Origin of the sequence: Acinetobacter sp. RIT698 (assembly GCF_009668065.1) — a bacterium.
Classification (GTDB): domain Bacteria; phylum Pseudomonadota; class Gammaproteobacteria; order Pseudomonadales; family Moraxellaceae; genus Acinetobacter; species Acinetobacter guillouiae.
The window spans coordinates 1-16,664 of sequence record NZ_WJYH01000072.1 but is presented as its reverse complement, the minus strand read 5'-3'; the positions used below and the strand labels follow the sequence as shown (position 1 = coordinate 16,664).

9 protein-coding genes are annotated in these 16,664 nt (G+C 39.8%); 4 read left to right on the top strand and 5 right to left on the bottom strand.

All coding sequences use genetic code 11. From position 1 onward, the window contains the following. The first annotated feature begins 302 nt into the window (after positions 1 to 302). Together GJV03_RS19985 and GJV03_RS19980 are read left to right on the top strand one after the other, a co-directional pair. Entirely contained in the window at positions 303 to 1,379 is a 1,077-nt protein-coding gene (locus GJV03_RS19985) for an aromatic ring-hydroxylating dioxygenase subunit alpha (RefSeq protein ID WP_154130955.1), read from the top strand. Positions 1,380 to 1,391: 12 nt separating this feature from the next. Beyond that, complete coding sequence (locus tag GJV03_RS19980; protein ID WP_154130954.1) at positions 1,392 to 2,336, top strand: PDR/VanB family oxidoreductase; 945 nt, start codon at positions 1,392 to 1,394, stop codon at positions 2,334 to 2,336. 65 nt (positions 2,337 to 2,401) lie between these two features. Here the strand turns inward: GJV03_RS19980 and GJV03_RS19975 are convergent, their stop codons facing one another. The 3 genes from GJV03_RS19975 to pobA all read right to left on the bottom strand — a co-directional run bounded on the left by GJV03_RS19975 (position 2,402) and on the right by pobA (position 5,447). Continuing rightward, positions 2,402 to 3,082 carry a GntR family transcriptional regulator gene (locus tag GJV03_RS19975; RefSeq protein ID WP_004717728.1) on the bottom strand — a complete coding sequence of 227 codons (681 nt, stop codon included), beginning with the start codon at positions 3,080 to 3,082 and terminating at the stop codon, positions 2,402 to 2,404. Between the two features lie 361 nt (positions 3,083 to 3,443). Beyond that, positions 3,444 to 4,004 (bottom strand): hypothetical protein, encoded by a 561-nt coding sequence (locus GJV03_RS19970; protein WP_154130953.1) that lies wholly within the window; start codon positions 4,002 to 4,004, stop codon positions 3,444 to 3,446. A 210-nt stretch (positions 4,005 to 4,214) separates the two neighbouring features. Beyond that, positions 4,215 to 5,447, bottom strand: a complete 1,233-nt coding sequence (gene pobA, locus GJV03_RS19965) for a 4-hydroxybenzoate 3-monooxygenase (protein WP_154130952.1) — start codon at positions 5,445 to 5,447, stop codon at positions 4,215 to 4,217. Positions 5,448 to 5,584: 137 nt separating this feature from the next. On the opposite strand from pobA, the gene GJV03_RS19960 reads away from it, so the two are divergent. After that, positions 5,585 to 6,394, top strand: coding sequence for an IclR family transcriptional regulator C-terminal domain-containing protein (locus GJV03_RS19960; RefSeq protein WP_004717733.1), 810 nt, complete (start codon positions 5,585 to 5,587; stop codon positions 6,392 to 6,394). Between the two features lie 441 nt (positions 6,395 to 6,835). Next, complete coding sequence (locus GJV03_RS19955; protein ID WP_154130951.1) at positions 6,836 to 7,897, top strand: alpha/beta hydrolase-fold protein; 1,062 nt, start codon at positions 6,836 to 6,838, stop codon at positions 7,895 to 7,897. A gap of 177 nt (positions 7,898 to 8,074) precedes the next feature. Here the strand turns inward: GJV03_RS19955 and bamE are convergent, their stop codons facing one another. After that, the gene (bamE, locus tag GJV03_RS19950) at positions 8,075 to 8,491 is read right to left on the bottom strand and encodes an outer membrane protein assembly factor BamE (RefSeq protein WP_004717738.1); all 417 of its coding nucleotides are present in this window, start codon (positions 8,489 to 8,491) and stop codon (positions 8,075 to 8,077) included. Positions 8,492 to 8,592: 101 nt separating this feature from the next. After that, on the bottom strand, positions 8,593 to 16,374 hold the full coding sequence (locus GJV03_RS19945) for a YadA-like family protein (RefSeq protein ID WP_154130950.1): 7,782 nt from the start codon (positions 16,372 to 16,374) through the stop codon (positions 8,593 to 8,595). Positions 16,375 to 16,664: the final 290 nt, after the last annotated feature.

Genomic DNA, 16,664 nt, shown 5'->3' with positions numbered 1-16,664 from the left:
TAAGTGACCTTATTGAGGATATTAAAAAAGTCCACCCCCTTATTTTTAAATATTTCAGTTTTCGCAACGTGATAGGTATTCAACAAAAATACAAATTGGATCCAAAAATATAAATAAAAGTACAAAAAACCACATAAATCTTGTAGAGATATTTTTAAATAAAAACAGTAAAATATCGATAAACACAAAACAAATAAGCCTAAATCAAAGAATTTAATGATCAAAAATGATCATTTTATGGATTGACCGTTTACTTGTGTTGATATAAATTGGATCCAATAAGTGATAAGGAGTCATCACAAATGTTTATAAAAAATGCATGGTATGTTGCTTGCTATCCTGAAGATATCCAAGACAAGCCGCTTGGTCGCACCATCTGTGGTGAAAAAATTGTTTTCTATCGCGGCAAAGAAAATAAAGTCGCTGCTGTTGAAGATTTTTGTCCACATCGTGGCGCCCCATTATCATTAGGCTATGTAGAAGATGGCAATTTAGTTTGTGGTTATCATGGTTTAGTCATGGGATGCGAGGGAAAAACCATTTCTATGCCAGCTCAACGTGTAAACGGTTTCCCCTGTAATAAAGCCTATGCAGCCATAGAAAAGTTTGGTTTTATTTGGGTTTGGCCTGGTGATCAAGCTTTGGCTGATGAGTCCAAACTCCCAACACTAGAATGGGCAGATCATCCTGAGTGGAGCTATGGCGGTGGTTTATTCCATATTGATTGTGATTATCGTTTGATGGTCGACAACCTTATGGATTTGACCCATGAAACCTATGTTCATTCGAGCAGTATTGGGCAAAAAGAAATTGATGAAGCACTCCCTGTCACCAAGGTCGATGGTGATCATGTCATTACTGAACGTTATATCGAAAATGTCATCGCTCCCCCATTTTGGCAAATGGCACTTCGTTGTAATAACTTAGCAGATGATATTGCTGTAGATCGTTGGCAACGCTGTCACTTTGTTGCTCCAAGTAATGTACACATTGAAGTGGGTGTCGCTCATGCTGGACATGGCGGATATCATGCCCCCAAAGATAAAAAAGTGTCATCGATTGTGGTTGATTTTATTAGCCCTGAAACAGAAACCTCGCATTGGTATTTTTGGGGAATGGCACGTAATTTTCAACACGATAACCCGACCCTCACTGATCTCATCCGCGAAGGTCAAGGCAAAATCTTTACCGAAGATTTAGAAATGTTGGAACAGCAGCAACAAAATATTTTGCGAAATCCCCATCGCCAGTTACTGATGCTGAATATCGATGCTGGTGGCGTACAGTCACGTAAAGTGATTGACCGATTACTGGCACAAGAAAGTACGCTCACCCCTGAAACAACAAAACATAAGTTTCCAAATATTCGGGTGATTTAAAGGAGAATAAACATGGACGTTGTTATTAATAAAATTCATCAGCTTACTCCATCAATTCGAGCATTTGAATTGGTTTCAAGCAATGGTTCTGCCCTTCCAAGCTTTGAGGCAGGTGCACATATTGATGTACATCTCAAAAATGGCTTAACCCGCCAATACTCACTTTCTAACTGTTGTCGTGAAAAACATCGTTATGTGATTGGTGTTTTACATGATGAGCATTCCAGAGGTGGCTCTCGTTGCATGCATACCGAGTACCGTGAAGGTGATCAATTACGTATTGGCGCACCACGTAACTTATTTGAAATTCATCCTCATACCCAAAAGGCAATCTTATTTGCAGGCGGTATCGGCATTACCCCGATTCTTTCAATGGCGTATCGACTTAAATCCCAGCGGATCCCATTTGAATTGCATTATTTTGTTCGTAGTCATGAAATGATTGCTTTCTATGGAAATTTAACCGAGCACTTTGCAGGCCAGATTCATTTTCATATTCAAGATCAACCAGAAACTCAATGTGATATGTCGTCCGTCTTGGAGCAGAACGCATCTGATAAACATTTATATGTTTGTGGGCCAGCAGGTTTTATGGCATTTGTGATGGAGTCAGCTCAACACATGGGCTGGCAAGCAGAACAACTTCATCAAGAACACTTTGTCGCACAAAAGTCAGAGACATCTAACAATGCAGCGTTTACCATTGAAATCAAAGGCAGTGACCGGCGAATCGAAGTGCAGCCTCATCAAACAGCAACCCAAGCCTTAATTGAAAATGGTTTTGATGTCCCTATCTCTTGTGAACAAGGTATCTGTGGAACCTGTATCACACGTGTGCTTGCAGGAATTCCAGATCACCGTGATGTATTTATGACTGACGAAGAACATGCATTAAATAACCAGTTTACCCCCTGCTGTTCCCGCGCAAAATCTACAAATTTGCTGATTGAACTCTAATGAAAAACAGCCCTTTGATTCGATTAAAAGAGCTGCTTAGGGTCTGTTGATATTTCTTTTCGGTTTTATTGAGACAACACGTTTCTTAAAGTCTCGCCCAAAACCACAACACTACTATGTTCCCGCATCAATGTTTCAGCACGCCCAGCTTGTCTATGCATTAAAGCATCGTAAATTGAACAGTGCTGTAGATGAGCATAATGTAAGCGACGATATTCTGAAAGTGCTTGAGTTTGGTCATAGGTAATGGCTTGGGCCGAGGCCATGGGCAACTGATTGTTTTTGGCTAAGGCTTGGATCAATGCAACATTTTGTGCACCTTGAATAATGGTATCGTGAAAAATCACATTAAAGTGATGATAACGTTCCAGTTCATGATCACCAAACTCAGTTTTTCCATCAAAAAGTTTTTCAGTTTCGACAATGCAATTTTGTAGTGTTTTTTTCTGTTCTTCCGTCAAACCTTGTTCTGCAATGGTTTTAGCAGCCAGTCCTTCAAGGATGCCACGCACTTCAAGTGCATCATTGATCAATTTTTCTGAAATTTCTCGAACCGTATAACCTCGAGTCGGATTTTTAATCAGCAAGCCTTCTTGCTCAAGCAAACGAAATGCCATACGCACAGGCTGTCTGGACACCCCAAGCAACTCAGCCGTTGGGATCTCTGCCACTCTGGCACCGCCCTCTAGCTCCCCAGCAATAATCATTTTTCTAAGTTTAATTAAAACTTGTTGACCTGAAGACATTCACTGTCACACGCTATCAAAAATACTCTTTGATGCTAACAAGTTCATCTATAAAATGAAAACAAATTTTCGATTTGAATCTATTTGGTTTGCAGCTTCAAAAAAGCCTGATCAATTTTTGGCGTTTGAGGTCCACAAATATGTCCATTCTTTATGATATAGCCACTAGATAAGGTCAAAATCAGTAAGATAATGATCTTTAAAGCTGATTTTGACATATAATTTTCTCATCTAAGGCTTCTGGCTATTATACATACCAGCTGCCACATACTTAAAAATAACCTGTATATCAATCTCTTATTAGATTTTCAAGCTATATAGATTCAAGAATCTACTTATTTGATCATGCTCATATCCTGCTTTAAGGAAGACATTCTGGGCGTGGATTATTATAGTCTTCCAGATCACAAGCCTCTGGATGCCGTGCATTCAGCTTACAATATTGATAATTCGTGTTTTTTTTGCAATATTCACTATTCAATCTCCTATTAATATCAGGAGTGGGTATTTCTGCCTCTGGAGCACACGCTGCTAAATTCTTGTCACGATGATTATAGCACCATCTGGCAGGTCCACCCAGCGCCTTATAGCCTGCAACCTCCATGCAAAATGCAGCGAACGCTAGATCATCATAGGTTCGAGAGCTCAAAAAACCTGATGGAGTGTCAAAACCACATTCCAGCAGTTTCTTTTTTACCTCAATAAGCTCTACACCTTGTTTCGACCATGCCTTAAATGATGGTGGCGGTGGTTGAAACATCTTTTCAGAACATCCAGATGTGAATATGCCGACCAAGACGAGAAATAGCAGATTTCTCAGTTTTTTTGGATACCTAGTCTGCTTATTCACTTTTTCTTCAACTTCAAGATTTACTAAAACACTATTGGGTAAAGGTTTTCTTGTTATATTTGATCTTTTCATTTTGGCGTCCCCCTTGAGTTCAATAAGATGCAAAGGATACCAGCTAGGATACAAGGCTTATTCTATTATGACCAGTTAGGTCTACTACCTAAATTAAATAAACCAACTTTGTGTTTGATGGTTTGGTTGTTTGTATAAAAAAGAAAGCCACCTATATTTAATTAAGATTTAAGACCTTGATCAAAATAGGTAACTTTCTATTTTTCAAAATTAATGACTAAGCAAGTCTGAATGGCTACTCTGCATCTCATTAAATGTTTTAATTTCATAAGGTAAACCCACATAGTTTTCAGCCAATGTGGTTAAACCCGCATGTGAATCTAAAATATAACTCAATTCAGCCTGCTTAATTTTATGATCAAACTCACTTTCCGTTTCAAAACGATGTAGTAAATGCGTCATCCACCATGAAAAACGTTCTGCTTTCCACACACGTTTTAAGCATTTTTCAGAATATTCCTCAATGCCTTGTTCTGAACCATTGAGATAAAATTCAATTAAGGCATTTGACAAATAAGCGATATCAGATGCAGCTAAATTTAAACCTTTTGCTCCTGTCGGCGGAACGATATGTGCGGCATCTCCTGCTAAAAATAGTTTCCCAAATCGCATTGGTTCTGTCACAAAACTGCGTAAAGGTGCAATACTTTTTTCAATTGAAGTGCCTGTAACCAAATTTTTACGACTTTCTTCATCAAGGCGATTTTTTAACTCATCCCAAAATCGTTGGTCAGACCACTCATCAACGTGATCCGTCACTGGAACTTGCAAATAATATCGGCTACGGGTTTTTGAACGCATACTACATAAAGCAAAACCACGTTCTGACTGCACATAGATCAATTCATCTGAAACAGGTGGAACATCTGCAAGTACACCTAACCAGCCAAATGGATAAATCTTCTCAAAAGTTTTGATTTTATCTTGAGGCACACTTGCACGACAGACTCCATGATAACCATCACAGCCTGCAATAAAATCACATCTAAGCTGGTACGATTGACCATTTTGCTGAAAGCTAACATACGGGTTTTGCTCAAAATCACGAATTTGCACATTCTCTGCTTCGTAGTAAGTGCACAAACCAGCCGCTTCACGTGCATGCATTAAATCTTTTGTGACTTCCGTTTGTCCGTAAACCGTAACTTGCTTCCCCTGAGTTAACTCAGATAAATCCACACGATGCTTTAAGCCATTGGTTAAAATTTCAATACCATCATGTGCTAAGCCAAACTTGTTTAGATTTTCATCCACACCCGCTTGCTTCAATAAATCAACCGATACTTGTTCAAGTATCCCTGCTCGAATACGTGCAGCTACATATTCAGCACTGCGTTGCTCAATGATCACATGGGAGATACCTGCTTTAAACAACAATTGTCCAAGCAATAGCCCTGCTGGGCCTGAACCAATAATCGCCACTTGTGTGGTTAAATTTTCCATAACATTTTCTCCATATCCTGACCATTAAATTAATTTTTTTGATCTCTTTTTGATATGGTGAAAATTGGATAATCGCCGTATAGTGGCAACAATGACCGTATATCGGCCATAAAATTATACTCGGGAATGGATGAGCGATGAGATACGATTTAATTGAGAACGAAGTTTCAGGTGAAACCATTAAGCAAGATGATTACATTGCTGGACTCGCCAAAGGACTAAGCTTGCTTGAAGCCTTTGGGGTTGATCGTCAAAAACTCAATTCGACTCAAATCGCAGAACGCACAGGATTGAGCCGTACAGCGGCACGAAGATATTTACGCACTTTAAAATATTTAGGTTATTTAGAAACTGATGATCACTACTTTTGGTTAACTCATAAAGTATTACGCTTATCGAGCTCCTATTTAAGCTCTGCACATCTGCCTAAAGTTGTGCAACCTATTCTCAATCTATTAAGCGCACAAACCAGTCTGACTTTTTCACTGGTGGTTTTAGATGAACATGAAGTCGTTCCAATTGCCCGAAGCTACCTACCTCAACACGATAATTTACGCCTCAGCCCGTATGGGATGCATTTGGGCAATCGTTTGCCTGCACATGCAACCTCAACAGGCAAGGTTTTATTGGCAGCGTTAAATCTAGAAGAACAAAAACACTGGGTAAATAAATATACTTTGAAACGCCTCACCGCTTATACCATTCAAGATGAAGTCCAGTTTTATCAAGTATTGGCAGAGATTCAAAAACAAGATTATTGTCTATCAAAAGAACAACATGAATTAGGGGTTATTGCGATTGCAGTTCCAGTATTAAATGCACAAGGGAAAGCCGTCGCTGCATTAAACTGTATTGCACAAACACATCGTGTCACTGAAGAACAGCTGATTCAGCAAGTTTTGCCTTTACTGAGAAATACAGCTTATGAGTTAAGGAGTATGGTTTAAAACACGCTGAAAAAATTTTAATTGGGGCCAATCTTGCAGCCGACGTATCAATAGAACTCAAATATTTTTTTAGTCTGTAAATATACTTGTACAAAGCAACATAAATTTATAAAACATAAAAATCTGTATTGATTTTTACCACCAGCTTAAAAGATAATAATTATTATTCGCATATTTATAAAAATCAATTTTATGACCCAATCTATTCTTATTCAGCCAATAGCAAATCGTGTACTCAGCTCTATGACTTTGGTCAGTTATAAAAATACAAACAGATGCTGTAAAACACCTGTTTCTGCTAAAAGCACTATCAGCCAACAATTAAACCTGAACTGAATTTAATCTCATTTTTCTGTAAATCATCAGTCCCCGTACTTGAGCAATCAATAAGTTTACTCGACTGGGTTAATCACACCACTGTTATCGAATAGGTCATTTTTCATGTTGAAGAAAACTTCTCTCTACTTGGCGGTAGGCGTGTTGATCATGCAAATCTCAATACATACTTTTGCCGATAACAGCATTCGTATTGGAGAAACACAAAATATATCTTCCGCTATTCTAAATGAAAAAAGACCAATCCAGATCTATCTCCCTGCTACATATGGCAAATATCCCAAGCAAAAATATCCTGTGATTTATCTATTAGATAGCGAAAGTAACTTCCATTATTTGACAGGAATTGTGGAAAAATTATCGAAGTCACCTTACCCTTCGATTCCTGAAATGGTCGTTGTTGGGATCGTCAATACAGATCGTGCTCGAGACTTAACCCCAACCAAGCAAAAGCCTGAAATTAATGAAGGACGACTGATTGAAGGTGAAACTGGCGGAAATGTCGCATTTTTTAAATTTTTAGAATCAGAGCTCATGCCTGATATTGAGAAAAAATATCGTACTAATGGGTTAAATATATTGATTGGTCATTCTTTTGGAGGTATTACCGCACTCAATCATATGCTCAATGGTCAACAAAATATCCAAGCCTATATTGTCCATGACCCTAGTATTTGGTGGGATGATGAGATCATGCTGAAACGTTTTAAGGAAGCGAACAATCAAGATTTTCAGCATAAAACTTTATTTTTAACCCAAGTTGGTGCCAGTGAAAATACAGACAGTTTAGACAACCATTACAAGGGTATCAAAAAGTTCAATCAATATTTAAGTCAACAGCCTTTTACTCAACTGAACTATAAATATGTCCAGTATGAGGGTGAAGATCACGGTACTGTACCAATCAAAGGTAATCTTGATGGTTTGCGTTATATTTTTGAAGGTATGCGAGTCAATATTAAAGCGATCCCAGAAAATCCCAATCTTATAAAACAACATTATGCTCAATTAAGTCAAAACTTAGGTTTTGAGATACAACCCAGTGAGGCTTACTTAGATCGTGTTTTAGACTATTTAAAGCGTTCAAACAATCCAAAAGTGATACAACAATTTCAGGACTATATCCTTTCGATCTATCCTCAATGGCGTGTTAAAACATCATCATAAAAACGTATATGATTTAAATGTGCCGCATCGATGTGACCGCTTATTTAAAGTGTTCACATCAATGCAGTTTTTATTCTCTTTACACACTGTTGTTTGAGATTGAATTTTTATACACGCAAAAAATTAAATACGCAAAGCATGCAATTTTAAAGCCTTCAATCATCTACTCACTGATTATTACTTTAATTCAAGAGAGGGAGGACAGAGGCCATCTTTAGGCTGTATTGGATTCCAGTAAAAGCTTCTTGCGATCTTTTCTTGGTCAAATAAAATTTTAAACTGACATGTTGTAATAGTGTCATTGGTACGGTCTGCAGTCGTGAAATGGAACAAATAATTCCATTCTCTAGCTCTCCAGCCATCCTCATATTGAGGTCGACCAATCAGCGCGTAAAGTTGATCTTTGGTCATTCCTGCTCTGACTTGATTCAAGTTCTGTACATTTGGGAATGTTCCCGCTTTTTTATTTAAAATGACATCATCCACCTTGTGCCATTTCGCTTGCTCGGTTTTACCCTCTTTAGAAATAATGGTTCCTGTGGCACAAGCACTCAATGTTACGGCAATTAAACTCAATATTAATAAATTTTTCATATGTCGACTCTCGCATAAATTCTTGTTCTCGTTAATTTGAATCCAAAAAATGGTAAGTTAAGACACTGTTTACATGGCTAAAATGCCTTAGCTTCCCTAAACTACCATTGGATCCCAGTACCTACAGTTCCCCCAAAATCACCACGCGAGTTACCACTTCCACTCACCTTAAACACCCATCGACCATTATCTGAAATTGATGACATCCCGATCGCATACCCACTTTCTCCACGATAAGTCCCCCCACTGATTGCCATCATACTTTTGCCTGGAATATAAGCTTGAGGTAAACCTGCTGTTGCAAGTGCTTGCGCATTCCCTGCGCTGGCTCTTTTCTCTAAATCATCTATTCGACCATTGGTGTCATAAAATACTTGCTCTAAACGATCGCCTAGATTGGTAATTTTATTACCTAAATCAATATCAGCCTGATTAAGCGCACCTAAGGCATCACCCACATTATGATATGAGCCGTTATTTACATTGTAGGTTGGCGGAGTGAACTGACCATTTTCATATTTTGCGCCACCGCCTAAAGATGTTGTGATGTATTGATTTGATGTATTGAGTTGTGAACCATTAACCGCATCTTTTGAAGTGCTGGATACTTCACCTGCTGCAACATTGGTGATTTTTTTATTCCCAGCATTTATTCCATTTTGATCTATTGCAACATCACCCACTTTGACTGTGTTTGCTATGACATTATCTGCAGTAACCGTATTTGCGGTAACTGTGTTAAATTTTACGTCATCCGCTGTTGCAACCTTATATTCCTTACCTCCTAGGCTATTGGTTGTTTCAGTGACCGTCATATTCTGCCCAGCAATAACTGTAGCATGTTGCCCAGCTTTTTGGTTGATTGAGCTAATCGCATCATTAATGTTGGTTGCACCTGTCCCACCGATGTTGGTAATGGTATTGCCATCTCCGCCTTGGAATGCACCATCCCCAATAATATTATGAATCTGGCTTCCATTCACCGCATCTTTACTGCTCTGAGCAATACTCCCCTCTGCAACATTGGTGACTTTATTACCCGCAGCATCAATACCATTTTTAGTCACACTTGGCCCGCCAGTAATGCTAAGACCATCATTATTGATTACGGTATTGCCTGCGGTCACACTGTCAACCTGAATATCTTTGGCTAATTCGACACTGACATTATTGGCATTGTTACTGATATTAATATTGCCATCTTTGTTACTAAAATCGACCGTATCGCCTGATTTGACTGGATTACTATTGGTTCCATTGGTGGTCAAATTCCAACCTTGGTTTGCAGTTTGAATACGATCGCTCACCGCTTTAAGCTGATCCTCTGTCGCAGCTTGACCACTGACAAAGTTATTTGGATTAAATGTTTTATTGGTCAGCCCACCAATAGTCCCTGTTGCACCATTCACAGTTACAGGGTTTGCACCGCCCACAATAATTTGTGTTGGTCCCATTTGGGTTTGATAAATACCATTGCTTAGATTGATACTGCCTGCACCAATCCAACTACTATTATTACTTGCATCACTCACCAATGTACCATCGACGGTACTGATATTCGATTTAGCGCCATCTTTCAGTTCGACTTTGCCATCGCTGATTTTGCTTTTACCAACCGTTAAGCTTCCTGCAGAAGTAAGATCAATATTTTTTGCTAACTCAACCTGTACTTTTCCAGCTGCCACCTTGGTACTGATATTACTGTCAGCACCAATTACATCAACGCTTTCACCTAATTTCTTGTTTACTGTATTGCCATCCTGAGCGGTTAAAGCAAAACCGGCATCATTCAGTCCAGTTTGGATTTCTTTAAGCTGTTCTTCTGTAGCTGCACGACCTGTGGTAGCAAAATCTTTACCTGATGTAGTCTTATTGGTTAAACCTTCTAGAGTGCCTTTATTGGCATCAAGTACAACTTGATTGACCGTATTTTTGACGCTGATCACACCAGAACTGATCACACTTTGAGTGCTACCATCTTGTATGGTCATACCATCTTTATTCAGTACAGTGGAGTCCGTTGCGGTACCCGCAGTGACGCTATCAATATTCAGGTCTTTATTTAAGCTAAAATCAATGGTTGTCGTTCCATTACTGTCATTTTTTGCACTGACATTTAAATTAGTTTCACCTGTCGCTAAGCCAACATCGACCGTATCGCCTGGTTTGACTTGCGTTGTCCCCAAAATAGCATCTGTTTTGACGTTCCAGCCTTGATTGGCATTCTGAGCAACATCACTGACTTGTTTTAACTGCTCTTCAGTCGCAGCTTGTTTTTGATTGTAACTTGCATTTGGATCCCAAGTGGTATTGCTTAAACCACTCACCCTTCCTGTTGAACCATTCACCGTAACTGGATTTGCACCACCTACAACAATTTGTGTTGGGCCGACTTGGGTTTGATAAGTGCCATTACTGACATTGATATTTCCTGCACCTAACGTACTGCTATTGCTACCATCACTGACAATTGTGCTATTCACTGTACTAATATTCGATTTGCCCGCATCTTTTAATTCAACTTGACCATCTGTAATTTTACTGGTACCGACCGTTAAACTGCCTGCACTACTCAGATCAATATTTTTGGCGAGCTCTATTTCAACTTTGCCACCAGTGACTTTGGTGGCAATATTGCTATCGGCACCAATAACCTCAATACTTTCGCCCAATTTTTTGTTAATGGTATTGCCGTCGCCAGCCGTTAAGCCAAAGCCCGCATCATTGAGCCCAGTTTGCATCTGTTTGAGCTGTTCTTCTGTGGCAGCGCGACCGACTGTAGCAAAGTCATTACTGGATGTGGTTGTATTGCTTAGGCCTGTAATTGTTCCTGTATTACCATTGACTGTTATTGGATTTCCACCTGTGGCAGGTCCAATCTTGACCACTGGCTCAAGCCCAAAGCTAATGCCATTATTGCCTGTGTTGGTAATTTTAATGTTGCCATCGGTTGCACTAAAATCAACATTTTCACCGAGACCAATCGTATCTTTTGCTGCACTGTCAGCATTTGCACTAATGCTAAATCCTTTATCGATAATCTGTTTAATCTGGCTACCATTTACAGCATCCATAGAGCTATCACTAATATCACCCAATGCAACATTGGTCACTTTATTGGTCCCCGCATTGATTCCTGTCACGGTCACACTTGGTGAATTCGGCACAGCACCGCCACTTGCGTTTACAAAAGTTAAGCCTTTGCTATCGATCACTGTGCCACTTGCATTTACACTATCGAGCTGAATATCTTTAGCGAGTTTAATGGTTAGTTTATTGTCGGTACTGTCTGCAACCACACCGATGTTATTGTCGGTTAAATTACTCGCAACAGATTCACCACCGACAATACTCAAGCGTTGCCCCAATCTACGATCGACATTCACACCGGCATTATCTCCAGCAAATGTAATTGGTGTTGCCAATTGATCCTCAGTTGCAGCGCGCCCAGATAAATAGTTACTTGGATCAAAAGTGGTATTGGTTAATCCTGTAATCGTGCCATTTTTGCCATTAATGGCAATGTTTGCCCCACCAGGAAGTCCACCCACATTAACGATTTCTGCAAGTTTTAGATCGACATTTGCACCAGTGTGACCAATGGCTAGATTGCCATCACTATTTGAAAAATCGACTGTATCCGTGGCTGCAATATTTGTAGTGCCTGTAGCGTCTTTATTGGTGGTTAAATTCCAACCTTTATTGGCATTTTCAGCCACCTCATTGACTAACTTAAGCTGTTCTTCTGTTGCTGCACGCCCCATTTTGGCAAAGTCTGATTCAGTTAAAGTTTTATTGGTCAGTCCTGTCAAAGTACCTGTTGTGCCACTTAACACAACATTATTGCTCGCATTTTTTAAGTTAATGGTATTGGCATTTATGCTATTACTGCTTGCCCCAGCAGTAATCACTGTCTGAGTGGAGGTGCTGATATTACTATTATTGGCGCTGTCTTTAATTTCCACCTGCCCATCTGTAATTTTGGAAGTGCCGACACTTAAGCTTCCTTGAGCGGTCAGGTTGACATCTTTGGCCAATTTTAATTGCAAAGTATCGGTACCATTACTTACAACCCCCAGATTGCCATCTGTAAGTACCCCAGTCGCTCCACCAGTGAGCTTTAATTGCTCACCCAATTTACGCTCTACTTTCGCGCCAGTGTCTCCGGCAAAACTTAATGGCGTGTCTGCTAAATCGGTAATGGCTTGATTGGTTTGATACAATTGACTGCCATTGATTGCATCTGTACTTGAGCTACTGATACGCCCAGCAGCGACATTGACAATGGTTCGTTCAGCCCCGACATCCCCGACACTTACACTAGAAGATACAGCGGGAGCTCCTGCAAAATTATAGGTGTTGCCATTAATTGTGGCTGATTTGGTTGCCACATAAGCTGCCGAAACTGAGTTATTTCCTAAAACTACAGCATTTTCATGTGATGCTGTTGCAGACTTACCCAATACAGTTGCGCCTTTCGCACTCACCGAAGCACTATTTCCGATTGCGACTGCATCCTCTTGAAGTGCATTGGTTCCCGTACCCACCGCAATTGAATTTAAAGCGTTTGCATTGGATTGTTTGCCAAGTGCAATCGCATTGATTCCATTTGAAGTTGCATTATTACCTATCGCAGTGGCATCTTTAGCACGACTTACACTGTTGACACCAAACGCTATCGCATTTTCACCAGCACTTTCTGCGTTTTGACCAATTGCCGTGCCCTTTGCTGCATAGCTTTTTGCTTGAGAGCCTATTGCCAAACCATCTTGAGAAGTACTGTTTGCATCTGAACCTATTGCAGTCGAATTCACACCCGAAGCTTTAGCATTATCTCCATAGGCCATACTGTCTTCAGCAGTTGCTGTGGCAAAGCGTCCTAATGCAACACTCTGTGCACCATTGGCTTTAGACTGATAACCAATTGCCGTCGCATTATCTCCCTGAGACAATGCTTGACGACCAATTGCAATCCCTTGATCTGCGGAATTAACTTCAGCGTCACTTCCTACTACGACCGCATAGTTTGACTTGGTTCCATCCGCCTCAGAACCATTCCCGATGACAATACTATCTTCGCCACGGCTTTCTGCGCTTTTTCCCATCGCAATATTATTTGTACCTGTGGCAATCGAAGAATCACCGATTGAAATTGAGGAAACCCCTACTGAACCCGCACCCGCACCAATCGCAACTGATTTTTCTCTTGCTACAATCACATTACTACCTAAAGCAACACTCCCCGCTGCAAGGGAAGATGTACTGGCACTCGGGCCAATTGCTAAAGAATTGTCGCCATTTGCCCCTGTATTGTTTTTATTATTGATATCCGTGGTATTTACTGAAAAGTATTGTGGTCCTGCTTCCGCAACAGCTGTTTTTAATTGCCCAAAATTCACCGCTGAGGACAGATCATTTTCATCGCCTTTTACGTTGCGAATAATCGTTCCATCAGTACCGACTAAATTCACAACTGATTTGTCTGAGTTATACAACACAGCATCAGGTACTACGCCACCAATTTGTCCTGTACCCAGTAAATCAAAAGCATCTTGAATTGTTGTTGGAAGCTTACTGGTATTTCCTGAAGAATCTTTAACATTGACTTGGATTAGAGGTAAAGTACCGCCACTTCCAATAGTTGCAGGATTACCTTTTGCATCCGTTGCGCCCATCACACGGATAATGTCATTTTGTAAAGCTTTAATCTGATTGACCGTCACCGCATCTTGCAATTCTGAACCATCTGCAACATTGGTAATTCGACGTTGCTCATTTTTATTCCCGACCGAAACAATGTTAAAGCCCCCCACACCACCAGAGACATTGGTGATATAACCATTTCCAAGTGAGTTATTTTGCGCAATACTTCCTGAACCTAATGCCACATCACTTTGACCTGCTAAAGAATCCAAGCCAATTGCAACCCCTGAAGTACCCGTCACAATCGAGTCATAACCGAGTGCAACACCACCTTGAGCAACACTTGCTCGTGTTCCAACTGCAACCCCTAAACTTTCAGTAAATGTTGCCGCACCGATCGCCACTGAGCTTTGTACGGTAGCATTTCTATCTTTATTGCTGCCAAAACCAATTGAAATATTCTGATTACCCGATAAGTTTGTTCCTGCATCGCTACCTAAAGCAATATTGTAATCAGAACATGTTGAGTTGACTGTTGAATTGCTACCCGCACCAACCCCTATAGCAATCGATTGGTTACCACTAATATTTTGTCCTGCGTTTGCTCCAACGGCGATATGCCCATTGCGGTCAAATGTACCAGAACCAATAGAACCTACTCCTGCTGCACTACCAATTGAAACACCATTAACCACACTGGATTTTGCGCCATCACCTAATGCAATTGAACTCGCACCTCCTGAAGTCGCTTGATTTCCGATTGCAACGCTCGCAGTTCCACTTGCAGATACTGAATTTCCGATCGCATTGGCATTTGTCGCAGCGGATGCCGAGGTTCCTATCGCATTGGCATTGGTTCCCACGGCACTTGCACCCTGACCAATCGCATTTGAATGCGTTCCTGTTGCTATAGCTGCATCCCCAATCGCAATACTTGAAGGCCCACCCGCCAATGCAGAAGAGCCTAATGCAACACTTTTATCGCCAACAGACATATTGGCACCATTTTGCAAAGCTGTAAGGAACTGATTCACTTGCGTTGCAGAGACAGCAACCCCATTAATTTCAGTAATAGTACTTGGATCCGTTCCCATTGCGGTGACAGGAATACCATTGATTGCAATCAGTTGCGTATTGGATACGTTATAAGTCGGGGTCAATGCTCTCGCTTGACCACCATTTCCGATAGAGGTTGAATTGGCGCCAAGTGCGCCTGTTTCTTTACCAAAAGCAATAGAATAATCATTGATGGCATTGGCTGTATTTCCGACAGCAATACTATTGAGTCCTGTAGCATTTGAGAGATGACCGATAGCGATTGATAGCTCACCTTCAGATTTTGCCACAGGGCCTATTGCAAGAGAATTTAAACCATTGGCTTGTGAATCAACAAGCGATGAGTTGGTGTGGAAGTATTTGATACCTTGACCACTTTGGAAAAGTAAATCATTCACTTGCCCGCCTGTCACTGCATCTGTTGATCCCGCAGCAATATTACCATTGGCTAAATTTGTGAGCTTATCGCCACCCAGGTCTAAACCATTTGCTGTACTGGTCAATACAGTATTATTTGCAGTATCACCAATTTTTACCGAGTTAAACTCTGGATCATCCACAGTGGAAATTGAAATATCCGTACCCGCATTGGTTACAGCAATATTTTTACCATTCACAAAATTCACGGTATCTGTAGCTTTTACGGCGCTCGACGTCCCACCATTGCTTTGTATATTCCAAGTTTGATTCTTCAGCGAATTCAAATCCGTCGCAGATGCCTTGCTGGTTAATCCAGTGTTTACATCATTGACCTGACTATTCAAGCTATTGAAATCCGACTGTGACACTTTCGTCGCCAGCCCTGTGCTTGAATCATTCACTTGGTTATTTAAGCGATCAAAATCAACCTGTGATACCTTAGTGACCAACCCCGTAGAAGTATTATTAACTTGATCATCAAGAGTATTTAAATCATTTTTTGTTTGATTTAAATCAGTATTTACTATTGTTAATGAAACACCATTTGCAACTACATCTCCAGTTGCAGTTAAACTACCATTTACATTTAAACTCTCGTTAATATCTTGCGCTAAAATAGCATTTGAATTAACAATAAATAATAAAAACATCGAACCTTTCACAATTTTATTAATTTTCGATTTCTTATTACCTTTTACAATTTCAGAAACTACAACCCAGCTCCCTATTGCAGTATTCCAGACCAATTTATACACTTTATTCATGATATATATACCTACATTTATAATGATGTTTTGATTTATTAATTACTTTTCAAATAAAATGCACAATATATTTATATTTTTCTATACTGTTTACCAAACGATACACTTTGCTAACACCAGAAAAACAAATATCCAATATTAAAATAAATAATATATTATTTTCAATAATTTATGATAAAACAACCATCGATACAAACACCTTAAAAATACAAAAGAATTTGTTTATATTTATTAACTTTTAATAAAAAATTACCAATCAACATAGTTCCATTAGAAATAAATAAGAAATT

Excerpts from the sequence above, each read along its gene's own strand:
- GJV03_RS19985 (WP_154130955.1), top strand. The coding sequence starts at position 303 with ATGTTTATAAAAAATGCATGGTATGTTGCTTGCTATCCTGAAGATATC.
- GJV03_RS19980 (WP_154130954.1), top strand. The coding sequence starts at position 1,392 with ATGGACGTTGTTATTAATAAAATTCATCAGCTTACTCCATCAATTCGA.
- GJV03_RS19975 (WP_004717728.1), bottom strand. The coding sequence starts at position 3,082 with ATGTCTTCAGGTCAACAAGTTTTAATTAAACTTAGAAAAATGATTATT.
- GJV03_RS19970 (WP_154130953.1), bottom strand. The coding sequence starts at position 4,004 with ATGAAAAGATCAAATATAACAAGAAAACCTTTACCCAATAGTGTTTTA.
- pobA (WP_154130952.1), bottom strand. The coding sequence starts at position 5,447 with ATGGAAAATTTAACCACACAAGTGGCGATTATTGGTTCAGGCCCAGCA.
- GJV03_RS19960 (WP_004717733.1), top strand. The coding sequence starts at position 5,585 with ATGAGATACGATTTAATTGAGAACGAAGTTTCAGGTGAAACCATTAAG.
- GJV03_RS19955 (WP_154130951.1), top strand. The coding sequence starts at position 6,836 with ATGTTGAAGAAAACTTCTCTCTACTTGGCGGTAGGCGTGTTGATCATG.
- bamE (WP_004717738.1), bottom strand. The coding sequence starts at position 8,491 with ATGAAAAATTTATTAATATTGAGTTTAATTGCCGTAACATTGAGTGCT.
- GJV03_RS19945 (WP_154130950.1), bottom strand. The coding sequence starts at position 16,374 with ATGAATAAAGTGTATAAATTGGTCTGGAATACTGCAATAGGGAGCTGG.